Genomic DNA, 23928 nt, shown 5'->3' on the forward strand with positions numbered 1-23928 from the left:
GTATAGGGCCTTCGCGATGCGTACGCGTTTTTTCACAGTGCTCTCGTTCGCTCTGGCCTTCAGCGCATGCGGTGGCGCAACGCCAGAGGTTTCAACGCCGCCGCCCCAAGCGAGCGCCAGTGCCAGCGCCGCACCGGCGGCTTCCGTTGCGCAGCAAACGCCGCCCGCGGAGGCTCCAGCACCGGACTTCGATCCAGTTGCGCTGGGCATGACGCCGGCAGGGGTGACGAAGTTGTGCGACGACCGGCTGGCGAAAGCGAAGGAGCTCGTCGACTCGATCAAAACGCTGAAAGAAACGAGCGCGGACAAACTCACGTACGCGTCGACGATCGGACGCTTCGACGACGTGATCCTCGAAGTGACGAACGCGAGCGCATTTCCGTACTTGATGGGTTTGGCGCACCCGGATGGAGCCGTGCGCGAAGCGGCAAAAGGATGCGAGCCGAAGGTGGACGCGTTTCTGACGTCGCTCTGGCTCGATGCGGATCTAGCGAGCGTCATTCGGGCGTATGCCGACAAGAAGGAGAAGCTCGAAGGAGAGCGTGCGCAGCTTCTGGCCGATGCGCTGCGTGACTTCCGTCGCAATGGCTTGGAGCTGCCCGCGGACAAACAAGCGCGACTGCGCGAGGTGAACGCGTCGATCACGAAGCTCGGGCTCGAGTTCATGTCGAACATCGGCGGGTCTGTCGAGACGATCGAGATCGATCCGAAGGGCCTCGAAGGTTTGCCCAAGGAGTACATCGCGGGGCATCCGCCGAATGCAAAGGGCAAGGTCACCATCACGACGGACTACCCCGACTACACGCCGTTCATCACGTACGCGAAGAACCGCAAACTGGCGCTGGAGCTGTACTCGAAGTTCGTCAATCGGGGCGGTCCGGAGAACATCAAGCTGCTCGAACAACTGCTCGCGTTGCGTAGTGAAAAGGCGAAGCTGCTCGGGTACGAGACGTGGGCGGACTACGCCGTCGAGCCTCGGATGGCGAAGTCGAAGCAAACGGTGCGCGACTTTTTGAAGAAGCTCGCGGAGGCCATCGCGCAGCCAGCGAAGGCGGAGCTCGAGGAGTTGCGCAAAGAGCATGTGCGTCTCGGAGGCAAGAAGACCGACGTGCTGTATCCGCCGGATCGGCTTTATCTGGAGCACGGCGTGCGCAAGGCGAAGTTCTCGTTCGATGCGCAGGCGCTGTCCCAGTACCTCGAGATCGGCCTCGTGAAGAAGGGTCTGCTCGACATTACTTCACGGATGTACGAGCTCGAGTATCGCGAGGTGCCAGCGAAGGCGTGGCATCCCGATGTGACGGCGTACGAGGTGTGGTCGAAGGGCGAGAAGATCGGCCTGTTTTACTTGGACCTCTACGCACGAAGCGACAAGTACAAGCACGCGGCGATGTTTCCGATGCGCAAGGCGAAACGTCTTCCGAGTGGGAAGTGGCAAACGCCGATCGCGTCGCTCGTGTGCAACTTTCCGAAGCCGGGTGCGCAGCCTGCGCTCATGCAGCACGAGGAGATGGTGACGTTCTTTCACGAGTTCGGGCACGTGCTGCACGAGATGCTCACGCGTTCGGAGCTTGCGCTGTTTTCGGGCTCGGAAGCCAAGCGCGACTTCGTGGAAGTTCCGTCGCAGATGTTCGAGGAGTGGGCGTGGTCGCGCGAGGTGCTCGACATGTTCGCGCGTCATCACGAGACGAAGGCGAAGATCCCGGACGACTTGTTCAAGGCGATGACGCAGTCGCGAACGTTCGGTCGCGCGCTTTACACGCAGCGGCAGTTGGTCTTTGCGACACTCGACTTCGAGCTGCACACGCGTTCGGTGCCGGTGGATACGACGAAGGTGATGGAGGAAGTGCAGACGAAGATGGACTCGTTTCCGCACGTGAAGGGAACGCATGGTCAAACGAGCTTCGGGCATCTCATTACGTACGACGCGGGCTACTACGGCTATCAATGGGCGCTGAGCTTGACGCGCGACGTGCTCACGCGGTTTCGCAAAGAAGGATTGATGAACCCGACGGTCACGGGCGCATGGCGCACGGAAGTGTTGTCGAAGGGCGGCGGGATCGATCCGGTCGAGCTCGTGACGCGATTTCTCGGACGACCACCGAATCACGATGCGTACTTCGCGTATGTGAAAGGGTCGGAGTGATTGTCAGGGCTTGATCGCCACGCCCATGGCTTCGCGCAGCATCGAGCACGATTCGGAAACGGAGAATCCGTAGAGGTCGATGACCTTTGCTTCAGGGTCGAGCGCGCCACGCGGCTCGCTGCGCACGATCGCCGCTGACACCTCCAGGTTTCCACACAAGAGATATCCCGCTCGGGTTGCGCATCGCTCGACCGCGGCAGCCCATCGGGTCAAATCCGGGCGAATCTGCGCGGCTTCGAATTCCGTAACGGCTTGTCGCAGCGTCTCCAATCGTTCGGGTTCGAAGTGTTTGTCGAAGAGCGACCGATGAGACGCAACGACGTCTTGCACCTTCGGCGGAACGGGACGCTCGGGACGAGCAATGGCCAATGCCGTGACGAAGCAAGCGCTGAGCTCTTCGAGCGACGGATAGAAGAGCAACAGTCTGTGCACATCGATGTGGTAGGCGAGGTGCCGGCCTACGAGAAACGCAAGCTCGGGAAGACTGCGTCCGCGTAGCGCATGCGTTCCCGCGAGCACCGTGGGTTCTTCCGCGGGGATGGCAACGAGACCCACGGGAGCGTCCTCGCGCACGTGAATCGCAGGAAGGTCGACACCCAAGAAGTGACTGCCCCACGCGAGCGAGCGAACGGCGGAAATGGTGCTCTTCTGCGGATCCTGACGTGTCGATGGATCAAAGGAGGGCAGCATTCCGTCGGCGTTCAACGTTTCGAGACGAGCTGCGATGGCGACTGGAGCGATTGCAACGAGCACGCCTTCGGTGGGTTTGTCCCGCCCCTCGTCGCGAATCATCTCCCAACTGTCGAGCGTGATGGCCTTCTTGAACGCGGGGATGCCCTTCGGCTTGTGCTCCTCGAACAAGAACTTCTCACGCGCCTCCGCAGCATCACGAAGGACGGTGACGGCAGCAGCGGAAACGGCGACGTCCGGTTGACGCGATTTCTGCGCGACGTCGAAAAGATCGTGAAACGTTTCGATGCGCTCGGGCTTCAGACGCGCAGCCTCGCGCAGGTGCGTGAGAGCGCGCTCATAGCGCCCGAGAGAACGCGCCAAATCGACCACCGTCAGATGTCCTTCGAAGTCGTCCGGGCGCTCATCCATGGCTCGCTCGAAGTAGGCGAGCGCGACGATGGGATCTTCGAGGTGATCGCGGAACAGGATCCCGAGGCGACTACAGATGGACCACGCCGCGCGACGGCGTCGATCGCCAGGCTTGAGTTTGTCGAGGCGTGACAGCGCACGCCGGTAGACGGCCTCGAGCCGATTCCACTCCTGCATGCCGGCAAGAATTTTTTCGAGCGTATCGATCGGCCCTGGCAAGGTCGGATCGTTGTCGATCGCAAGCTCGTACGTTTCGATCGCTTGTTCCTGCTGCCCCACCGCCATGCAGTACGCCGCGAGATCGGCAAACACGGTCGCGCGATCGCGCCCTGCGGGGGTCAGTCCTGCGATCTGCCGGCGAACTTCAATCGCTTTGCTGACTTCCTTGGCTTGCTCGTAGATGCGCCGCAGCTTGCTGAGCAGCACCATGTCGTCTTCGCGTATGTCACGCGCACGCTCGAACGCCGAACGCGCTCGCGCAGAATCGGACCCGATGCCTTCCCACCGATCACCAAACTCGATGAGCCGCGTAAAACGATCATTGGGATCCGTGATCGTTGCGAGCAGCCGTTCCTCGGCAACGTGCACGGCCTTGAAGTCCTTCTCGGCCACGTTGAGCACGACGAGCGCCTCGAGCGCAGGCCGATAGTCCGGTCGCAGCGTGAGCGCCTTGTCGAGGTTGCTGATTGCTTCTTTTCGCTTCTCTTGAGCCCACTTCGCGGTCGCCAGACGCACGTAGAGCTCCGCGCGCTCCTCCGCCTCGGATGGTCCGAGAAAACCGAGCGCCTTGCGATATTCGGCGAGAGCTCCTTCGTGATCCTTTGCAGCCAAAAGATCATCGCCCACATCGCGGTGATGCACGGCCGGCGGTTTTGCTGGTGCCGGTGGCGGCGGTGGTGGTGGCGGTGGTGGTGGCGGTGGTGGCGGTGCTGCATCGACGTTCTCTTGAACGGAGACCGGGACCTCGATCGAGATGGGTACCGCCGACGATGCTTGCGGCTCATCGATGACGACGTTTGGACTGGGCGACGTTACCGGGCTGATCGACGGTGGAAGAACGTCCGGTCGCGTAACAATCGACGCCGGTGCAGGCGGCGCACCAACTGCGTTGGGCGGCAGCAGCATGCCATCGCGGGGCGTCGTTGGACCTGTCGCGACCGATGAGGGACTCGCACCCGTTGCAGAAAGCGGTTGGCCCATGCCCACCGCGGGTATGGGCAAAGATCTGAGCGTGTCGACGGGCTCGCGGTCGCTCGAGAGGGCGTCTTGTAGGACGACATCGACGCTCGGAGGCGCATGGTAGAGCGACGGATCGAGAGGCGGAGGTGCGACGGCCTCGACGTGCACGTCACGCGACAGCGGTTTGCTCAAGCCCGCCAGCAACGCTTCTGCAGCTTCGGATTCGAGGGTGACTTCATCGAGTCGTTCACCATTGGCAATGGCTTCGGCCCAACCCGTTGCACCATCGACCATCGGTTCGCCGTCGGCGGACTCGCCGCTTTCGGGAAGGGGAATGAGTGCGAATGGAGTCCATCCTCGAGCGTGCGCAAAACAAGGCACGCGACCGAGGAGCTCGTCCTTCACGCGTTCGTAGAGCGATCGCGCGAGAAGGCCAAACTGTGCGTCGGATTCATCGAGCGCATCGATGAGCGCGCGCGTGAAAGGCGAAGGCTTGGTTTCGATCTCTTGCGTGCTGGGTCGTGCCGCAATGAGGAGCTCGATGCCGCTTCGTGCCGGACTGACGGCTTCCTTTGCAGCACCAACGACTGTCGCACTGCGGAACGGATCGTGCGGGGCAGGCGCATGTCGACACTCGAGCATGAACAGGATTGGCCCCGGGGCATGATCCTGAAAAACCGCAACGACATCCGCGAGTGCATCGCCCGTTTGAGGATTGGCTGGATCGAGGCAGAGGAAGAATTCGTTGTCGACCGAAACGGCGACGAGGCTCGACGCGTAAAAGAGAACCTCGTCGCCCGCGCCTAGCCTGCGCCCTGCGAGAAGCGCATCGAGCTGCTCGGCGAGATCGATGGTCGGATCGACGTCCACGACTTGAAACGCTGTGTCAGGCAGCGACAGTCGTGCACGAAGCACATCGCCGTCGAGCGCACCTGGTGGAGCGCGCATGTCCGATAGAGGCGAAGGCGTCGCGACAATTGCCAAGCGCATCAGGCTGTTGTTCCCCGGCCGCGGGCCATCATTCGAGTCACGGAATCTACCAGGCATCGGACGCAAAAAGTGCGCGGAAAGCAGAAGCTGGTACGTCCCACTCGTTCAGTGGGTCGGGCATCGATGAGCGTGATGTCGATCATGGGAGGTGTTTGACGAGCTCGACTCCATTCGCAGGACGCTGCTCGTCGGAACCCATGCACTCGTCCGCAAGCGCTCGCCAAGAGGCTAGGTCGGCTGCGCCGATGCCGGGTTCAGTTAGACGATGGAGCACATCTTCGACGACCCGGCCAAAACCATAGACATCGTCACGCGGATCGCTCGTTCGTCCCGCGATACGCTCGGGCGACATGTAGCCTGCGCTGCCTCCAATGTACGCAGCACCAATGGGCCGAGCGATTCCGAAGTCGCCGAGCACGGGATCGCTGGGATCTCGGAGCAGAACGTTGGCCGGTTTCACGTCGGCATGGACGATTCCAGCCCCATGCAAACGCGCAAGGGTTCGTCCAAGCGGAACGGCCCACCGCTTCATCGGTAGAAGGAGCGAAACTTCGCCACGTGCGAGCACATCGCGAACCGACCCGCGAGCAATCCATTCGAGCGACACCCAGCCGTCTTCGGGATCGGCATCGAGCACGCGAATCACGCCCGGTCCGCGATGGCGAATCGCCATGCGAGCTTCTCGCTCGAGATGCTCTCGGTCCTTGCCGCGTCGATGGTAGACCTTGAAGGCGAGGCGACGCCCGATGAGCTCGTCCTCCACTTCATACACGGCGCCAGCTCCACCTCGGGCCACTTCGCGAAGCAATCGATAGGGCGCGCGTGCACCTGCATCGGTCACGACCGTGGCTTCATCGAGTCGCCGCGTTGGCGTTGGCGCAGCGCCTACCGCTGCTCGCCACCGCGTGTGCCTTTCGCGCGCACCTGGTGTGTCGATGCTCCATGCGAGCACGCGTTCGATGGTGCTGAGCGCACGGGGGAATTGCCCGAGCGATGCGTAGAGATCGGCAGCTAGCATGAGCGCAGCGGTGCTCGATGCTCCTCGGAGCGCATCCAGTGCTCCGCGTTCATCACCGCGCGACGCGAGAATATCGGCGCTCGCGATGCGCACGGATTCAGACACCAGACGAGATGTGCTGGCGGCGAGAACGCGCGTGACGGCCTGAGCCTCGTCGACCGTGCCTCGCACCTTGCGCAGCAGCATGACGGCCTCGGCTTCACTTGGGCCGTCCGCCAACCCCACCCGCGCGAGACGCTGCAGCTCGGGAGATTCGACGTGCTCAGGCGCTGTATGCGACGCGTCTTCGACTTGGGGAGTGGATGGTCGATCCTCGGCTGCCTCAGCGGCTGGCAACGATTCTTGGTCCCCAAACAATCGACTTCGAATGCGCCGCCAAATGCTCATCTTTGCGACCCGCTTCCACCATGACCCAACGGATCGGAAGCGACACGGAGCACGATGGGCCCACCGCGCACGGCACGTAATTCATCGCCTTGGCAGAGCTCGACTTCTCCGGCGAGCTCCAGTTCTTTCCGTTTTGGATCCACGAGGATGGGCCGAGACGCACCCGCGGGCGTGCGCAGCACGATGAATGCGTCGCCTCCATGCATGACGCGATCAATACGCCAGTCGCCGACGACGAGCTCACCGAGTGGAATGATCCACCGTGTGTCGGCGATGTTCACAATGACGCCTTCAGGCGCGAGGTCGTGCTCGAACGACGAAGTTGGCTCGATCGTGCATGGCACTTCGCCACCGAGCTCGAGACGGATTCCGCCACGCACGGGAATGGGCCCATCGACACGTGCGCCGGCGAGCATCGTCCCGTTGCGCGTATCGAGATCACACGCGACGATCTCGTTGCCTTCGCGACGGACTGCGATGTGTACTCGACTGATAGCGCGCATGCCCACGACGATCGTTGCGTCGCCACGGCCCACGGTCACCTCGCGGCCCAGCGCGCAATGCGCGAGCTGTCCTCGAATTTCCAAGTGGACCGCCGGTGCCGTCAGCAGCCGTGCACGGATGCTTCGTACGATGTCGCGGATCGTTTCGTCGTCTTCTTCAGCGAGTGCCACGCGCGCCGCTTCGAGGGCCGCACGTCGTTCGGCCATTCGATCGAGATCGGCGACTCGACTGCGAGCGTCGGCGATGATGCGCGCCTTGCGTGATTCCGTGTTGGATGCCTTGAGCCGTTCTTCGAGCTGCTCGATGGCTCCCATTTCCGTCAACATCCGCACTTCCGCTTCGGCGTCACCGGCAAGCGCGTATGCCTCGGTCGCTCGTTCGAGGAGCCCGGCTTCTTCGAGGTCGCGTGCGACGCGCGCAAGCTCGCTGCGCAGCGGGGTTCCTGGACGGGATCGCACGACGTCGAAAGAGATGAGAGCCTTTCGTCCGAGGGCGCTTTTTCGCAGCGTTTCGTCCTTCGCGGTGCGGGCGGCCAAATCGCAGAAAGCGATGCGTTGTTCCGGCATGCTTTCAGCATCGGCGCGCAGCAGCAGCACGCGCGCAGCTTCGTCTGGCAAGCCGGCTTCTACGTAGAGAGAGACGGCTTCTGCAAGCTGGCCGGATAGCTCTTTGGCGCGAGCCGACTTGGCACGCCGGCCGCGCGTGAAGCGATCGAAGAGGCCCACCGCGGCGCATCCTAGCGCGCCGTGGACGTGTAAGGGAGCGCCTCGAACACAGATCGCTTCGTGGATCATCGAGCACGAACGCGCCCTGTTGACTCGGCTTTCTCCAGCGCAGACCATCGTGGACCAATGTCCACCACCTCTTCTGCATCCACTGCCGCCCAAGGCCGTCTCGGCGAACTGCTCGTTCGCGAAAAGCTCATCAGCTTGCAACAACTTCGTCAGGCGCAAGAGGAACAGCGCAAGACGGGGACGCAGCTCAATCAAGTTCTGACCAAGCTCGGCTACCTATCCGACGACGACATCGCGAACTTTCTCGCTACGCAATACGGCATCGCCGTCGTCGATCTGACGGCGACCGAGTTCGATGCCGAAGTCCTGAAGCTCGTACCGCGCGACGTTTGCGAGAAGCAGAAGATCATTCCTGTGGGCAAGAGTGGCTCGTCGCTCGTCGTGGCGATGGCCGATCCGACGAACCTGCACGCGATCGACGACATCAAGTTCCTCACGGGCATGAACATCGAGCCGCGTGTTGCGAGCGAGAACGCGATCATGCAGGCGATCGAGGCCGCATACGTCGCAACGACCAACTACGACGAGATGCTCGCCGAGTTCGGCGAAGAAAAGGTCGAGATTTCGATCGAGGCCGAAGACATCAACGTCATGGAGCTGGAGAAGCAGGCCGAAGGCGCGCCTGTCGTGCGTCTCGTCAACGCCATCCTGCTCAACTCGATCAAGAAGGGCGCGAGCGACATCCACATCGAGCCGTACGAGAAGAAGCTCCGCGTGCGTTATCGCATCGACGGTGTGCTCCTCGAAGAGATGCAGCCTCCGCTCAAGCTCAAGAACGCGATTGCGAGCCGCATCAAAATCATGAGCTCGCTCGACATCGCCGAACGCCGCTTGCCACAGGACGGGCGCATCAAGCTCAAGATGGGCAAGGGCAAGGAGATGGACTTCCGCGTCTCCGTTTGTCCGACGATTTGGGGTGAAAAGATCGTCATGCGGCTCCTCGACAAGGGGAACCTGCAGCTCGACATGACGAAGCTCGGCTTCGACAAGAGACCGCTCGAAGACTTCCAATGGGCGATCAATCAGCCCTGGGGCATGACACTCGTCACGGGCCCGACGGGTTCGGGAAAAACGACGACGCTCTACTCGGCGCTGTCGGAGCTCAACACTTCGGACACGAACATCAGCACCGCGGAAGACCCGGTCGAGTACAACCTGCACGGCATCAATCAAGTGCAGATGCTCGACTCGATTGGCTTGAACTTCGCCGCCGCACTCCGCTCGTTTCTTCGCCAGGATCCGGACATCATCATGGTCGGCGAGATTCGCGACTTCGAGACGGCTGAGATCGCAGTCAAAGCGGCGCTCACGGGGCACATGGTGCTCTCGACGCTGCACACGAACGACGCACCTTCGACGATCTCGCGCATGCTCAACATGGGCATCGAGCCGTTCCTCATCACGGCCAGCGTGAACCTCGTGCTCGCGCAACGTTTGGCCCGCAAGATTTGTGGGGATTGCAAAGTTCCCCATACGCAGGATCCGAAGCAGCTCAAGGACTTTGGCTTCACCGACGACCAGATCGCAAAGGCCAAGCTCATGAAGGGTTCCGGCTGCAAGACGTGCAACGGATCGGGCTACAAGGGTCGCGTCGCACTTTATGAAGTCATGCGTTTCCACGAACCGCTCAAGGACTTGGTCCTTCAGGGCGCATCCACCGCCGAGCTCAAGGTCGCGGCGATCAAGAGCGGCATGAACACCCTGCGCATGGCAGGCATCGAGAAGATTTGTCAGGGCATGACGACGACCGAGGAAGTCGGTCGCTGCACGATGGGAGACTGATCATGAGCGCTGAGGGCCAGGTTCGAGAACCTCTTCGGTACACGCTCCATCAGCTCCTGAAGGTGATGGTCGACAAGGGATCGAGCGACATGCACATCACGCGTGGATCGCCGCCCGTGCTTCGCATCGACGGCGCTGTCGTTCCGCTGAAGCTCCCGCCTCTCAGCGAAGACGATACGCGTGAGCTTTGTTATTCGGTTTTGAGTGACGAACAGAAATCGATCTTCGAACAGAAAAACGAGCTCGATCTATCCTTTGGGCTCCAAGGATTGTCGCGTTTTCGTGCGAACATTTTCATGCAACGCGGAGCCGTATCGGGCGCGTTTCGTCAGATTCCGTTCAAGATTTTGAACTTCGACGAACTGTGTTTGCCCCCGGTCGTCAACGAAATCGCCAACAAACCTCGTGGTTTGGTGCTCGTGACGGGACCGACGGGTTCGGGCAAGAGCACGACGCTCGCGAGCATCATCGACAAGATCAATTCGGAGCAGCGCCTGCACATCATCACGATCGAGGACCCGATCGAGTACATGCACAACCACAAGTTATCGATCGTGAACCAACGTGAAGTCGGAGCGGACACGTCAGCGTTCAAGACCGCGTTGAAGTATGTGCTTCGGCAAGATCCGGACGTCGTGCTCGTCGGCGAAATGCGTGATCTCGAGACGATCGAGGCTGCGCTGACGATCGCCGAAACGGGTCACTTGGTCTTCGCGACGCTGCACACGAACAGTGCCGTCACATCGATCAACCGCGTCATCGACGTATTTCCGTCGCATCAGCAATCGCAGGTGCGAGCTCAGTTGAGCTTCACGCTCGCCGCGGTCATGTCGCAGCAGCTCGTACCGAAGATCGGTGGTGGCCGTGTGCTTTCGGTCGAGGTCATGGTGCCGAACCCGGCCATCCGAAACCTCATCCGCGAGGACAAACTCCATCAGGTGTATTCGCAGATGCAGGTCGGGCAGGCAGGTAGCGGAATGCAGACGATGAATCAGTCGCTGTACGGCCTGTATCAGCGACGTCTCATCACGCTCGACGACTGTTATGGACACGCCGGAGAGATCGAAGAGCTTCGCGCGATGATCGAGGGGCGCACACCGGTGGCTCGCAATCGTCCGATGAACTCCTGACGTCTTGGTTTCCGTTTGTCCGACGAGCTCGGATCGTCGCTTTTTCCCGTCCGTCAAGGTCTTTACGACAAATGGACGCAGGAATTTTGACACCCTATCGCCCGTTCAGTAGGGTGGTAGGTGCGATGCAGGGCCTTACCGAGCGGCAACAACAAGTTCTCCACTACATTCGCCAATCCATCAACGACCGGGGCTATCCGCCCACGTTGCGCGAGATTGGTGCCCACATGGGGATTCGCTCAACCAACGGGGTGAACGACCATCTCCGAGCCCTCGAGCGCAAGGGGTACTTGACGCGCGAGGACATGAAAAGCCGTGCGCTTCGGCCGAAAGACATGGCCGATGGCGTGCAAGAAGACGCAACCATTGTTCAGCTACCGTCGCCTCCACCCGAGGACGACATGGTCGACGTGCCGATCGTTGGCCGGATCGCTGCCGGGTTGCCGATTTTGGCGGACGAACAGATCATCGACACCGTTCGCGTCGATCGGACGCTCGTGCGTGGAGGCCGTGAAATTTTCGGCCTCAAGGTGACGGGCGATTCGATGATCGAAGCTGGGATTTTGAACGGCGACTACATCTTCGTGAAGCGTCAGCCGACGGCCCATCGCGGAGAAATCGTCGTGGCGCTCATCGGCGACGAAGCGACGGTCAAGTACTTCTATCCGGAGAAGGACTACGTTCGTTTCCAGCCTGCGAACTCGAAGATGGCCCCCATCCTCGTGCGCGCATCCGACTTCAAGCCGACGATGCTTCTCGGCACGGTGGTCGGCGTCTTCCGCCGCATTTGATGCCTCGAGTGGGGCGTTGGCCCTGAGTTTGCCGCTTCGCAAACGTCGCGGCCCATCTTCCTTCGTTCCATCCGAGCTTGCAGTTGCCAGAACCATCCACACGCGGGTTGACGCGTGAGGCGCCGACTTGATAGCGTCCCGCTGGGCTCGGCGTGATGGACTGACCAGGACGTCGCCCAGAAAGAACGCGATCGTGAAGGCGCACGTGAAGCGGTTGCTAACGGTGGTATTGGGTCGCAATTCGGCTCGCCCGAGCATCCTCCCCAAGCGAAGCGCAGCACCATGGGCAGTGCTTGCATGCATGCTCGTGTGCTCGTCGGTCGGCACCGGCTGCGGTGGCTCGATCTACGCCATCACTTCGAGCGGCGCGGCATCGAAGATCGAAGCCGCCGAAGCGCTCGGTGCAGAGCGACATGCTCCGTACGAGTTCTGGTACGCCAAGGAGCACCTTCAAAAGGCGATGGAAGAAGCCGCTACTGCGGACTACGGCGATGCGATCAAGTTCGCGAGCATCGCTGAAGAAAAAGCAGAGCGCGCGATCATGCTGTCGAAACAGGCGCACGAAGGATCGGGCCGATGAAACGCACGCCGACGAACGACAATGCCGTAGCGACTCCTGCTCGAATCACGCGCACGCTTGGTCTTCCTGCGCTCGTCGTCATTGCCGTCACGCAAGCGTCCTGTTCGCAGGTTTCGGTCATGCGTGGCGACATCACGGGCCTCACGAAAGTCGCGGCGCAAGCCGAACGCAACGGTGCCATTCGATGCGCACCACGCGAGCTCGCGACGGCAAAGAGTCACCTCACGTTCGCTGAAACCGAGCTCGATCAAGGGTTCGTATTCAAGGCGAAGGCGCACCTCGACATTGCTCGCGCCAACGCGCATGCGGCGTATGATTTGTCTCCGCCGCAGAAGTGCGCCGAGCGTGGCTTCGATGATGATGCGCCGCCTCCGCCGCCTCCGCCCCCGCCGCCTCCCCCGCCGCCTCCGCCTCCAGGCGATTGCGATGGCGATGGTCTGCTCGATCCGTTCGATCAGAAGTGCCCGTGCGATGCCGAAACGTACAACGGGTACCAGGATGACGATGGTTGTCCGGACGATCCGGATCTCGATGGTGACGGCATACCCGACTCGAAGGACACGTGTGTCCTCGTGCCCGAAGACAAGGACGGCTACCTCGACGACGACGGTTGTCCCGAGCTCGACAACGATCTCGACGGCATCCTCGACGATGCCGACAAGGACACGTCGACGGGCAAGAGCTGCGCGAATGATCCTGAAGATCCGGATGGGTACGAGGATGCGGACGGCTGCCCCGAGCCCGACAACGACAAGGACACTGTGCCGGACATCGAAGATCAGTGTCCGAACGAGCCTGGGGTGGCTGGTGGGGACAAACCCGGTTGTCCGAAGAAACCTTCTCTCGTCGTCGTGACGGAGAAGGAAATCAAGATCATGCAGCAGATCCACTTCGAGTTCGACAAGGACAAGATCAAGCCGGAGAGCTTCCCGATCCTCGATGCGGTCGTCCAAGTTTTGCAGGACAACCCGAAGATCAAGATCGAGATCCAGGGTCACACCGACAACAAGGGTCGACCGGACTACAACAAGAAACTCTCGGATCGTCGCGCCTTGTCTGTCTTGAAGTACCTCGTCTCGCACGGGATCGACGCGAATCGCCTCACGTCGCGCGGGTACGGTATGGAAGTGCCGCTCGTGCCAAACACCACCGATCAAAATCGCGCGCTGAATCGACGCGTGCAATTTGTCCGGATGGAAGCAAAGCCCTAATATCGGGACTCGTTCCCCTCCTTTCGTCTGCATCTCGGAGGACTCACCGCCGTGAATCTTCGTCCGTTTGGGTCGATCGTTGCTCTCGCACTCTCCACTGCCTTGTTCAGTGGCTTCATGGGTTACGCGTCTACGGCATTTGCTGCCGAAAAAGACAAAGAAGCCATGAAGCTCCACGACGCCGCAATGGACGAGGACTACCTCAACCTCGACTTGGACAAGGCCGAGACCAAGCTGAAAGACGCACTCAAAAAGTGCGACGACGGCGCGTGTTCGTCCTCTGTCGTAGGGAAACTGCACATCGCGCTCGGCACTGTCTACGGCGGCGGACGGCAAAATCTCGACCAGGCCAGAGACCAGTTTGTCTTGGCACTGAAGGCTGACTCAGGCGCCAAACTCAACGAGTCGTACACGACGCCCGAGCTCGCCAAAGCCTTCGAGAAAGCCAAGGAAATCGCCGCAAAGTCCAAGCCCACCAAGCCTGAAAAGGAGCCCGACGACGGCGAGGACGGGGACAAACCGAGCGCCGGAGGCGACCTTTCGCACACGCCTCCCTCAGAGCAGGCGGTCAACACGCCTGTGCCGATCTACATCGAGGTTCCCGAAGACATCTCGGTCGAGACGGTGAAGCTCAAGTACAAGCCCTTCGGTTCGACGAAGTGGCAGACCATCGACATGAACCGCATCGGCAAGGGCTGGGGTGCGGAGATTCCCTGCAAGGACGTCACGACCACGGGCGACGTCAAGTACTACATCATCGTCACCGATGATGCCGGCGAGCAACTCAAAGCGGGCTCGGCGAAAGAACCTCATCGCGTGACCATCAAGCGCGAGCTCGAAGGCGACGAGCCTTCGTTCCCCGGCAAGAAGCCGCCCGAGCAATGTGAGGCCAAAGAAGACTGCCCGCCTGGTTTGCCCGGGTGTGAAAAGGGCGGCGGCGAAAAGCGCGGCGACAAGGGCTGGGGCTCGTCGTGCGAAGAAGATCAAGAGTGCCAAGCAGGCCTCATCTGCGAAAACAGTCAGTGCGAAGAAGGCAAGCGCGATGGCGGCGGAGGCGGCGGAGGCAAAGCGTCCAAAGGCAAGAAAAACATCATCGGCCTCGGCGGGCAGTTCGACCTGATGCTCATCAGCACCGCCGAAAACGTCTGCTCGGGCGATAACGACGCGTACTACTGCTTCTACGCCGGCACATCGGATCGCTTCTTCGGTGATCCCATCTCCGCGCAAGGCACCAACGGCGTGCAGGGCGGTTTTGCAGCCGCCGGCGGGCGCGTGTTCCTCTCGTACGACCGCGAGTTCGCGAAGGTCGGCCCTGGCTTTATTGGTCTTGGCGCAAAGGTAGGCATTGCGTTCGGCGGGCATCCGAATTCGGAGGAAACACCACCGAACAGCCAACACCTCGAGATGGTCCCCTTCCCGCCGCTCCACCTCGAAGCACGCGGCTACTACTCCTTCCTCGGCAACACCTTCGAGGCTGGCGCAGTTCGTCCGTACGCGTTCTTGGGTGCCGGCTTCGCGAAAGTTTCCGCGTCCGTTCCGGTTACCGTTTGCGATCAGCTCGACACGAACGGCGTCGATCCCGTGCCGGACGCCGACGCTGACAGCTCGTGCTCGGACACCATCAAAGCAGCGCCCCGCTCGCTCGATGCGTACCAAATTTCGGGCCTCAACTTCGTTTCCGTCGGCGCCGGGGTCACCTACGGAATCACGCCCAACTTCGGCATCAACGGCGAGCTCAAGCTCATGTTCATGCTGACGACCTTCTCCGTCGTCATCGCTCCGACCGTCGGTCCCGTCTTCGCGTTCTGATCTTCCCGCCAAGCTCGTTCCCATCAAGCTCGGTTTGTCCGGACGCTATACGTTCGTGCTCCAACGACACGGCGCTCCCTCCTCGTCGCCGCCACGCGCGCTACAACAACGCACGTGGACTACGCGGAGTTCCAGATCGCGGTCATCGAGCTAGCGGCGACGGGCGTGCCACTCACGGTGGCCAACGTCGTTGCGCACCTGCGCATCGATCCGGCTCGTGCAGAAACGTTTCTCGATCGGATGGCGCGTGATGGACGCGTCGACGTCGAGGTCGACGACGTCCACGATTCGGTCGTTTATCGCGTGCGCGGCTTGTCCACGACCACGAAGCGCGCGCTCGCGGACGTAGATCTTCGCGCATGGCGCATGCAGCCTGCGCATCGTCCCGCGCCACCGAAAAGCGTCACACTGGCCGTCCTGCTCGCAGCCCTCTTTCCAGGCGTTGGTCTGGCGTACGCGGCACCGCTGCGAACGGTGTTGATGTGGAGCGTCGTGATCCTGTTTTTCGGCAAGCTCATGGGCGCGAGCTTCATCTTGGGTCCGCTGTTTTGGACATGCGCGGTGATCGTGTCGGCGCTTTTCGGAGGCCTGTATGCCGTCCGATTCAACCAGGAAGGGCACCGCGCGGCGCTACATCGTCCATGATAAATATTATTAAATTATTTCAAGCACTTGCATGCGCATCTTCACGTTGAGTCTGAACCACTTGCAGCCGTTCATGTATCGCTCGAAGTGTCGCGTGCAGGTGCACGTGTTGCGAGGACATCCGATCGGCGTGCGTGTCGTGTTGGTGCGCGCGAGCGTCAGTGGGAACTGAGCACGTCGAAGAGCGACAACAGGGTGGTAGCGGCGAGTGGTTCGAAGCGGATGCCGGCGCGCAGTTGGCGAGTGCCGGCCGCGTTGTGGCGGCTCCAGGCGATCTTTCCAGGAAGCAGCAGCGGGTCCCAGAGAACGGGAGCCACGAGCTCGAGCACAACGGGCATGTCGCAGGTGAGCTCGAAGGATGACGATGTTGCTTGCGTGGAGGGTCGAAGTGTCGGATCGGCGATGTCGAGCCCTGCCCCTCCGAAGCCGAGATCGCGGATGGTTACGGGGAGCGCGAGAGCATCCTGCTGTCTCAGGACGGCATCGATTTGGACGGGCACGCGTCCATGCGCACGGAAGTGGTCCCAAGGGGCCATGGGCAAGGATTCTATGACGGCGAGCGTGCGGGCACATCGCCGTTCTAGGGTCGTGGATGGCTCGTTTCGTGGCTCTCGACAAAATCTCGAAAAATAGAAGTGCAACGTAGTTGGGTTTTTACGTCGCCTCAAGGTAACATCCGCCCCGCTGCTCGCTTCCAGGCGAGCTTGAGTGGCGACGATTCGCCGATCGAGATGGGAGCTCTACCCTGATGGCTGAGGAAACTCGTAAGGACCCGCGAGCGAAGGTGCTCTCGATGACGGTGCGCTACAAGAGCGCCAACGTTGATGAGTTCATCGAGAACCATTCGCATGATGTGAGCAAGGGCGGGATCTTCATCAAGACTGCATCGCCGTTCCCGCCTGGGACGTTGCTCAAGTTCGAGATTCGCATCCAGGACGAAAAGCCGGTGCTGAGTGGTGTTGGACGCGTCGTGTGGAAGCGCGATTCTGATCAAGCGGCGGACGAATCGCCTGCTGGGATGGGCGTCAAGTTCATCAAGATCGACGACACCACGAAGGCGATGATCCAGCGGCTCGTCGATAAACAAGGCGACGGCCCGAATGCGTACGATGCGGGCAAGCCTGCGGATGCAGGAGGCGACGACGATGCGCCTGCTGCAAGTGCGCCTGCGGCATCTTCGCCGGCCGCTGCCAAGCCGTCTCCGCGCGGCGCAACGATGCTTGGACTCGGGACGGTGGGCGCTGCAGCGAAGGCCGCGGGCAAACCCCTCTCGACCGAAGACAAGAAGCCCGATGCCGGCGGTGGTGGCGGAGGGTTTTTCCCGACGACCGATCCTCAAGCGGAGATGCCTCCGCCCGAAGAGCGCACCGTCATGCGTCAGGCTGCGGAGCTTCTGAAGCAAGCGCTCGAAGGCACGGGAAGCTCGCTCGACGAAGTGGGCGGCAAGATCGAGCTCGCCAAGGAAGAACCCAAGGCCGAGGAAAAATCTGCCGAAGCTCCCAAGGCCGAAGAGGCGAAGGCTGAAGAGCCCAAGGCTGAGGAAGCGAAAGCCGACGAGCCCAAGACCGAAGAGGCGAAAGCCGAAGAGCCCAAGGCTGAAGAAGCGAAGGCCGAAGAGCCCAAGGCCGAAGAAGAGCAGAAGGCTGTGCCGGCCAAGGCCGCGGATGATGAGGACGAGGCTGCTGAGGAGAAGGTCGAAGAGAAGAAGCCTGCCGCAGCAGCGAAGACCGAGTCCAAGAAACCAGCAGCAGCCGCGAAGAGCAAAGACGGGGATGCCAAACCCGCCGTCAAGAAGGCCGCAGCACCGGTCGCAAAGGCGACGATTTCGACGCCAGAGCCGGCCGAAGAGAGTGGTGGCAGCGGGCGCATCTTGACGATTCTGCTCATCGCCGCAGCGGTCGTCGGCGCGCTCTTCCTGGCGCTCGGCGATAGCAACAAGCCAGCAGAACCGGTCAAGCCCGCGCCGACGGCAAGTGCGACGACGGCCAAGCCGACCGAGACGGCTGCGCTGCCCATGCCTCCCGTCACGGCCGCGCCATCGGCTGCGGAGCCCGCAGCTTCTGCAAGCGCTGCACCGGATTCATCGGCTGCACCGGATTCATCGGCTGCACCGCCGGCATCTGCGAGCGCGGCGGCTCCCACAGAGCCCGCTCCCGCGGACAAACCTGCGGACAAACCGGCCGAGAAGCCCGCGGACAAACCGGCAGACAAACCGGCCGAGAAGCCCGCGGACAAACCGGTTGAGAAGCCTGCCGATAAGCCCGCTCCGGCTCCGGCCCCGCTCCCGCACCGGCTCCTGCACCGGCTCCCGCGCCGAAGCCCGCTCCGGCACCTGCCGACGACTACGAGTGATCGTCGGTCCCAACCCTTCCCGTTCAGTTTGAATCCAAGCCGGGTGTTGCGCGCTCGCTTCGCGGGCGCCAGCACCCGCTCGCGCCTCGTTTGCGATGGGCTCGCAGACAGCTCCCCATGCCCCGCATGAGCCTCGTCAACGATTGTCGTACAAAACAGAAAACCCCTCGCTACAGGAGCAGAGGGGTCGGTTTGAGCTGCAACGACTTGGTGGGCGCAACAGGATTTGAACCTGTGACTTCATCCGTGTGAAGGATGCACTCTACCGCTGAGTTATGCGCCCGATGCCGTTTCGACGCGTCCGCTCGGTGCGTCCCGTCGAATTGCAGGAGCATCACTAGCGCAGGCCGCGAGACACGACAAGAGTTTTGCGATGGGTTTGTCCTGGCAGTTCACGGAACCGTCTCTTGCACGAGACTTCCACACAGTGTCGTTCAGGCCCCCGCCGCTCGAGCACGCCGAATTGCTTCGATCCCCGCTTCGATGTCCTGCTCCGAACACGCGTACGAAAAGCGCACGTATCCAGGCGCTCCAAACGGCGTTCCCGCGACGGACGCGACATGCGCTTCTTCGAGCAACCACATGGCCACATCGATGTCGTTTTGCGTTTTGGCGCCCTTGTACGGCAGTCCGTAGAGACCACGGACATCTGCAAAGGCATAAAACGCACCCTCGGGCATGCGACACGTAACGCCCGGAATGCTGCGCAGCCCCTCGACCATCAAGTTTCTACGTCGCTCGAATGCTTCACGCATCATGCGCACTTCGTCTTGTGGACCCACGAGCGCCGCTACTGCCGCCGCTTGCGCTGCCGCCGTCGCGTTCGTCGTGCTTTGGCTCTGAACCATGTCCAGCATCTTCGCGACTTCGGGCGGCGTGATGCTCCACCCGATGCGCCATCCAGTCATCGCGTACGTCTTGCTCACGCCGTTGATCACAATCGTACGATCTCGTAAGTCTGGCGCGATCACGGGCACCGAGACGTGCTCGAAACCGTCGTACACGAGCTCCGCATAGATCTCGTCGACGACGAGCCACAAGTCGTGACGACGTACGACGTCGAGGAGCACTTCGAGGTGCTCCCTGGCGTAGGCCGAGCCGGTCGGATTCGACGGTGTGCAGATGATGATCGCTTTGGTGCGATCGGTGATCGCTCGTTCGAGGCTCGCGGCGTCCATGCGGAAACCGTCTTGCTCGCGCGTTTCGACGATGACGGGGTTTGCCCCGACGATCCGCACTTGTTCGGGGTAACTCACCCAGTACGGAGCTGGAATGATGACTTCGTCGCCAGGGCCGTAGAGCGCGAGCGCCAAATTGAAAAGCGCGTGCTTCGCCCCGCACGAAACGACGATTTGATCAGGCGTGATGCTGTACCCACGGTCGCGCTGCGTTGCTGCACAAATGGCTTGTTTCAGTGCAGGCGTGCCGGAAACCGCGGTGTAGTGCGAAGCGCCGGCGGCAATGGCAACCGCTGCTGCTTCACGTATGTGGCGGGGCGTCTCGAAGTCGGGCTCGCCCACACTGAACGGAAAAACCTTGTGCCCCTGGGCGCGCAAACGAGCGGCCTGAGCCGCCATCGCGAGCGTCGCACTCGGAGCCACCGCGGAAAGACGATCAGCGAAATTTCGAGGCATATCGCCACCCAATCCAACAGGTCGAGTGCCCGCCGAAAACGCCGGAGACGTGACGGCCCCCGAACACAATTTCGATACGTTCAACCGTCGACCGATGCAAGCAAGTAACTCGATGGAACACCAACTTTACCGTTCGTCCGCTCGAGGATCATTTCGGACAGACGCGAGCCTGGAGACACGGTGCGAGTTCGAAATCCAAAACGCTCATAGAAACCTTGGGCATCACGCGTATTGAGCAGAATGTGATCCACTCCGCGCACCTCAGGATGGTCGAGCAACAGCCGCACCACCGCGGTCCCAAGCCCTCGACCATGACGCCCGGGCAACACGATCACGTCGTACATCCACGCGCGCTTTCCCCCATCGCTGATCGCTCGAGCCATCGCGACGAGTGTTCCCGTCGCATCGCGCGCACCAACCCATGCAGACGACCCAAGCAGGCTGCGTCGAATTTTCTTCGGATCCGTACCTTCTTGCCAGTACGTCCCACGCAACATCTCGGTCGCTTCGTCGGCATCCTGCTCGCCCATTGCACACACGAGCCGCACGCCGTCGGGCGCTTCGAGAAAACGCGGCACCGGAAGCTTCGGATGCGCACGAAGCACGAGGTCTACGGCTCGCGGATCCCCTGCCCCTCCACGCGCCCATAAAAGCTCCACGATGCGCGTGATCTCGGCAGGACTTCGGTTCTGCCCAAGTTTCGCTTTGCCATCGACGACGTCGAGCCGCAGCCCGAACACCAACACGCCGTCGATCGCTTTGCGATAGAGCGGATGGTCAGCCTCGATCGGCACGTGACCTCCTTCAGGCTGATGCTTCGCCATGAGCGCCGCGAGCATCTTCGTCTTCAGAGTCGCATCATCGACACGCTCGATCGTCCCGTGCACTTGAACGCTCCGGTAGAACGTCGTCGCCGGACAAGCTCGTTCGGGGTCGACGAAGTAGCTCGGGATCGATGCGATGAATTCTTCGGCGCTCACCACGGCTCGCCGCCCGAGCACGTTCATCTTTTCGCCGGCGGGGGCCGCGTGAAAAAGCACCCAGTCGCCCACAGTCGATGCGTGCATCGTGCGCAGCACCGGTTCGCCTTCGGCGGTCGATGAGGCGAAGTGGACGGTAGTCGCTCGCGCGAGCAGCTCGATGGCACTCGCGCGGTCCATTCGGAAGATCTCCTTGCGCATGGTGATGATCTGAAGGTCGACTGGTACGTTGCACAGGACCAGAACCGAAAAATCGGATAGACCAGTTCCATGCGCACATTTCCCGTCGAGATCGCGCTGGATCCTTCATCGGAAACGCCGCTCTTTCTGCGCATCGCGCGCGCCGTGATGGACGACATTCGTCGCGGCAGATTGAAGCCCGGTGCGCCCCTGCCAAGCAGCCGCGCGCTTGCCGAATCGCTCGGCGTGCATCGCAACACGGTGCTCGCGGCCTACCGAGAGCTCGGCGCCGAAGGCTGGATCGAAACCTCGCCAGCACAGGGCACGTTCGTCTCGACCGCCATACCGGACATGGCAACGCAACGCTCGTCGTCGAAGGCGCAGGCTGGCATCGCAGCGCGGCTCGGCTTCGACATGTCGTCCGCATCGACGGCTGCACCCGTGCACGCGCACAAACGCGGAACGATCGTTCTTTCCGCAGGAACACCCGACGTGCGTCTCTTGCCAACGGAAATCATCGCACGCGCGTACCGGCGTGCAGCGCGAAGCTCCGACAAACGCCTCTTCGACTACGGCGATCCGCGCGGTGATGAACGACTCCGCGTGGCACTTGCGGCAATGTTCGGATCGGTGCGGGGCATCGTCGCGTCGCCCGAAGAAGTGCTCGTCACGCGCGGAAGCCAAATGGCGCTGGACCTGACGGCACGCGCGCTGCTCTCTCGAGGTGACGTCGTTGCTGTCGAAGCACTTGGATACCGACCAGCGTGGGAAGCGCTAGGACAAACTGGCGCGCGTCTGGTGCCGCTTGCCGTCGACGAAGAAGGGCTCTCCGTCGATGCGCTGGAAGCCCTCGCCGATCGCGAAAACGTGCGTACCGTGTACCTGACGCCTCACCACCAGTACCCATCGACGGTGGTGCTTTCTCCACCGCGACGACTGCGCTTGCTCGAGCTCGCGCGCACGCGACGAATCGCCATCATCGAAGACGACTACGATCACGAGTTTCATTACGACGGACGTCCCGTCCTGCCGCTCGCGAGCGCCGATCGCGCAGGTGTCGTCGTCTACATCGGTACGTTGTCGAAGATTCTTGCTCCGGGGTTGCGCATTGGGTTTGTCGCGGCCCCAGCACCGCTCATCGACAGGCTCGCTGCAATCCGCTACTTCGTCGATCGGCAAGGAGATCTCGCCATCGAGCGTGCGGCGGCCGAGTTGCTCGAAGATGGCGAAGTGCAAAGGCACGCGCGACGTATGCGCCGCATCTACCAAGATCGTCGCGACGCGCTCGCCAGCGCGCTCCACAAGCATCTCGCGGGATACCTCGACTTCACGGTGCCTTCGGGAGGCATGGCTCTGTGGCTCCGCGTCGCAGCGGACATCGACGTGGATGCATGGGCCGAACGCGCTGCAGAGCACGCGCTCGTGGTTCACGCAGGAAAACGTTACGCGTTCGATGGACGATCGCGACCGTTCTTCCGTACGGGTTTTGCCGCCCTGAACGAGCGCGAGATACGGGAAGCCGTCGCGAGACTGGCAGCGTCACGTCCTCGAAGCGCCAAGGCGCGAATGTAAATTATTTCGGAGGCGTAGAATCTTTGGGGGGCGTCACTTCGACCGTGGGCTTCTTTTCGTCCTGTCGGATCGAATAACGCACGAGCGCGCGAAGGATGTCGTTGCGACTGACGTTGCCGACCATCGTTTTCACGTCCTCGTAAATCGATGGGTCGACGAGAAGCGCTCCAACGGTGCCCTTGCCTCGGCGCATGTCTGCAACGATCGCGCGCAAGTCGCCGGTCATCGCAGTGACGTTCGCGAGCGCTTCGGTGCCATTTCCTTTGCCGCCGTAGAGAGCGTCATGAACGAAGCTGTCGCTTTCACGAATTCCCTTCAGGGTCGTAGCAACTTCGCCCGCTGCGGCACCGAACTGCGCGATCTCCTTCTTCGGCCCCTCGCCATAAATCATGTCGTGCGCAAAGCCCGGACCCGACTTCACGCGTGCGATGACGCCTCGAAGCTCGCCCAGCGTGAGTGCAAGCTCGGAGCTTGCGCGATCGAGGTTTTGCAGCGTGCGCGAGATGCGTTCGGCCTCGTCCTTGTCCGTGAGAAACTTGCGCGGATACCCCTCACCATTCGCGACATCGCTGAGGAGCTTGTTCATCGACGCAGCGCTGCCGCGTATGTCTTGATGCAACCGTTCGTCGGCGAGCGATTCGCTCACCTTCGAGATGTTGCCGAGGGCATCGTTGGCTTTTGCCGTCATGCCCATCGCGGTGCCCATGAGATCCGTCGGTTCTTCGCCGCGGATATCGCCGCCTGCGGGAACGACCTCCGGGGACTCGCCCTTCGTGATCTCGATCATCTTGTCGCCGAGCAGGCCCTTGGCCGCAACACGCGCAACGCTGTCTTTGCGAATGCGTGCAGCTTCGTCTTTGACGATGTCGAGCTCGACGTAGATGGTCGTGTCGATCGACCCCTTCTTGTAACCGACCTTTTTGACGGTTCCGACGTCGATACCACCCATGCGAACAGGCGCGCCGGGCTTTAGACCCTGCACATCCGTGAACGTGGTGTTGATGCGGATCGACGAGTTGAAGAACCGGCGCTCGTCGCCGATGAGGAAGATGACGAGCGCAGAGAAAAGCAGCCCAGCGAGTACGAAGAGACCAACCTTGATGTCACGGGACCTGTTCATCTGCGCCCCCATCATGCGCGAAGATG

The 23928-nt window shown here is 61.6% G+C and carries 16 protein-coding genes, 1 tRNA gene and 1 pseudogene; 10 read left to right on the forward strand and 8 right to left on the reverse strand.

The features are described 5' to 3' along the window. Window positions 1-16 precede the first annotated feature (16 nt). On the forward strand, window positions 17-2143 hold the full coding sequence (locus IPM54_30295; GenBank protein MBK9264081.1) for a Zn-dependent oligopeptidase: 2127 nt from the start codon (window positions 17-19) through the stop codon (window positions 2141-2143). A gap of 3 nt (window positions 2144-2146) precedes the next feature. Here IPM54_30295 and IPM54_30300 read toward each other — a convergent pair whose 3' ends face one another. The 3 genes from IPM54_30300 to IPM54_30310 all read right to left on the reverse strand — a co-directional run bounded on the left by IPM54_30300 (window position 2147) and on the right by IPM54_30310 (window position 8047). Next, complete coding sequence (locus IPM54_30300; GenBank protein MBK9264082.1) at window positions 2147-5413, reverse strand: hypothetical protein; 3267 nt, start codon at window positions 5411-5413, stop codon at window positions 2147-2149. Between the two features lie 139 nt (window positions 5414-5552). Continuing rightward, window positions 5553-6617 (reverse strand): serine/threonine protein kinase, encoded by a 1065-nt coding sequence (locus tag IPM54_30305; GenBank protein MBK9264083.1) that lies wholly within the window; start codon window positions 6615-6617, stop codon window positions 5553-5555. A gap of 197 nt (window positions 6618-6814) precedes the next feature. Then, window positions 6815-8047, reverse strand: a complete 1233-nt coding sequence (locus tag IPM54_30310) for an FHA domain-containing protein (GenBank protein ID MBK9264084.1) — start codon at window positions 8045-8047, stop codon at window positions 6815-6817. Window positions 8048-8173: 126 nt separating this feature from the next. On the opposite strand from IPM54_30310, the gene pilB reads away from it, so the two are divergent. From pilB to IPM54_30345, 7 genes are all read left to right on the forward strand, one after another. Continuing rightward, window positions 8174-9898 carry a type IV-A pilus assembly ATPase PilB gene (gene pilB / locus IPM54_30315; protein MBK9264085.1) on the forward strand — a complete coding sequence of 575 codons (1725 nt, stop codon included), beginning with the start codon at window positions 8174-8176 and terminating at the stop codon, window positions 9896-9898. A 2-nt stretch (window positions 9899-9900) separates the two neighbouring features. After that, window positions 9901-11028 (forward strand): type IV pilus twitching motility protein PilT, encoded by a 1128-nt coding sequence (locus tag IPM54_30320; GenBank protein MBK9264086.1) that lies wholly within the window; start codon window positions 9901-9903, stop codon window positions 11026-11028. A 125-nt stretch (window positions 11029-11153) separates the two neighbouring features. Continuing rightward, window positions 11154-11819 carry a transcriptional repressor LexA gene (gene lexA / locus IPM54_30325; GenBank protein MBK9264087.1) on the forward strand — a complete coding sequence of 222 codons (666 nt, stop codon included), beginning with the start codon at window positions 11154-11156 and terminating at the stop codon, window positions 11817-11819. Between the two features lie 301 nt (window positions 11820-12120). Then, entirely contained in the window at window positions 12121-12399 is a 279-nt protein-coding gene (locus tag IPM54_30330) for a DUF4398 domain-containing protein (protein MBK9264088.1), read from the forward strand. After that, window positions 12396-13610 (forward strand): DUF4398 and OmpA-like domain-containing protein, encoded by a 1215-nt coding sequence (locus IPM54_30335; GenBank protein MBK9264089.1) that lies wholly within the window; start codon window positions 12396-12398, stop codon window positions 13608-13610. Before IPM54_30330 ends, IPM54_30335 begins: the two co-directional genes overlap by 4 nt. Before the next feature lie 117 nt (window positions 13611-13727). Then, window positions 13728-15419, forward strand: coding sequence for a hypothetical protein (locus IPM54_30340; protein MBK9264090.1), 1692 nt, complete (start codon window positions 13728-13730; stop codon window positions 15417-15419). A 114-nt stretch (window positions 15420-15533) separates the two neighbouring features. Next, complete coding sequence (locus tag IPM54_30345; GenBank protein ID MBK9264091.1) at window positions 15534-16064, forward strand: hypothetical protein; 531 nt, start codon at window positions 15534-15536, stop codon at window positions 16062-16064. 158 nt (window positions 16065-16222) lie between these two features. Here IPM54_30345 and IPM54_30350 read toward each other — a convergent pair whose 3' ends face one another. Continuing rightward, on the reverse strand, window positions 16223-16564 hold the full coding sequence (locus tag IPM54_30350) for a PilZ domain-containing protein (protein MBK9264092.1): 342 nt from the start codon (window positions 16562-16564) through the stop codon (window positions 16223-16225). Window positions 16565-16812: 248 nt separating this feature from the next. Here IPM54_30350 and IPM54_30355 point away from each other — a divergent pair. After that, window positions 16813-18416: pseudogene (locus IPM54_30355) on the forward strand (TIGR02266 family protein). A 208-nt stretch (window positions 18417-18624) separates the two neighbouring features. Here IPM54_30355 and IPM54_30360 read toward each other — a convergent pair. The 3 genes from IPM54_30360 to IPM54_30370 all read right to left on the reverse strand — a co-directional run bounded on the left by IPM54_30360 (window position 18625) and on the right by IPM54_30370 (window position 21231). Continuing rightward, window positions 18625-18699: transfer RNA gene (locus IPM54_30360), tRNA-Val, on the reverse strand. A gap of 151 nt (window positions 18700-18850) precedes the next feature. After that, window positions 18851-20050, reverse strand: coding sequence for a pyridoxal phosphate-dependent aminotransferase (locus IPM54_30365; protein MBK9264093.1), 1200 nt, complete (start codon window positions 20048-20050; stop codon window positions 18851-18853). 80 nt (window positions 20051-20130) lie between these two features. Further along, complete coding sequence (locus tag IPM54_30370; GenBank protein ID MBK9264094.1) at window positions 20131-21231, reverse strand: GNAT family N-acetyltransferase; 1101 nt, start codon at window positions 21229-21231, stop codon at window positions 20131-20133. A gap of 69 nt (window positions 21232-21300) precedes the next feature. On the opposite strand from IPM54_30370, the gene IPM54_30375 reads away from it, so the two are divergent. Further along, window positions 21301-22782 carry a PLP-dependent aminotransferase family protein gene (locus IPM54_30375; protein ID MBK9264095.1) on the forward strand — a complete coding sequence of 494 codons (1482 nt, stop codon included), beginning with the start codon at window positions 21301-21303 and terminating at the stop codon, window positions 22780-22782. Between the two features lies 1 nt (window position 22783). Here IPM54_30375 and IPM54_30380 read toward each other — a convergent pair whose 3' ends face one another. Further along, window positions 22784-23914, reverse strand: a complete 1131-nt coding sequence (locus tag IPM54_30380) for an MCE family protein (protein ID MBK9264096.1) — start codon at window positions 23912-23914, stop codon at window positions 22784-22786. Window positions 23915-23928: the final 14 nt, after the last annotated feature.

This window comes from Polyangiaceae bacterium, assembly GCA_016715885.1.
Classification (GTDB): domain Bacteria; phylum Myxococcota_A; class Polyangia; order Polyangiales; family Polyangiaceae; genus Polyangium.

Bases quoted from the DNA above. Each gene is read 5' to 3' on its own strand.
- IPM54_30295 (MBK9264081.1), top strand. From the start codon at position 17: ATGCGTACGCGTTTTTTCACAGTGCTCTCGTTCGCTCTGGCCTTCAGC.
- IPM54_30300 (MBK9264082.1), bottom strand. From the start codon at position 5,413: ATGCGCTTGGCAATTGTCGCGACGCCTTCGCCTCTATCGGACATGCGC.
- IPM54_30305 (MBK9264083.1), bottom strand. From the start codon at position 6,617: ATGCTGCTGCGCAAGGTGCGAGGCACGGTCGACGAGGCTCAGGCCGTC.
- pilB (MBK9264085.1), top strand. From the start codon at position 8,174: ATGTCCACCACCTCTTCTGCATCCACTGCCGCCCAAGGCCGTCTCGGC.
- IPM54_30320 (MBK9264086.1), top strand. From the start codon at position 9,901: ATGAGCGCTGAGGGCCAGGTTCGAGAACCTCTTCGGTACACGCTCCAT.
- lexA (MBK9264087.1), top strand. From the start codon at position 11,154: ATGCAGGGCCTTACCGAGCGGCAACAACAAGTTCTCCACTACATTCGC.
- IPM54_30330 (MBK9264088.1), top strand. From the start codon at position 12,121: ATGCTCGTGTGCTCGTCGGTCGGCACCGGCTGCGGTGGCTCGATCTAC.
- IPM54_30335 (MBK9264089.1), top strand. From the start codon at position 12,396: ATGAAACGCACGCCGACGAACGACAATGCCGTAGCGACTCCTGCTCGA.
- IPM54_30340 (MBK9264090.1), top strand. From the start codon at position 13,728: ATGGGTTACGCGTCTACGGCATTTGCTGCCGAAAAAGACAAAGAAGCC.
- IPM54_30365 (MBK9264093.1), bottom strand. From the start codon at position 20,050: ATGCCTCGAAATTTCGCTGATCGTCTTTCCGCGGTGGCTCCGAGTGCG.
- IPM54_30370 (MBK9264094.1), bottom strand. From the start codon at position 21,231: ATGCGCAAGGAGATCTTCCGAATGGACCGCGCGAGTGCCATCGAGCTG.
- IPM54_30375 (MBK9264095.1), top strand. From the start codon at position 21,301: ATGCGCACATTTCCCGTCGAGATCGCGCTGGATCCTTCATCGGAAACG.
- IPM54_30380 (MBK9264096.1), bottom strand. From the start codon at position 23,914: ATGGGGGCGCAGATGAACAGGTCCCGTGACATCAAGGTTGGTCTCTTC.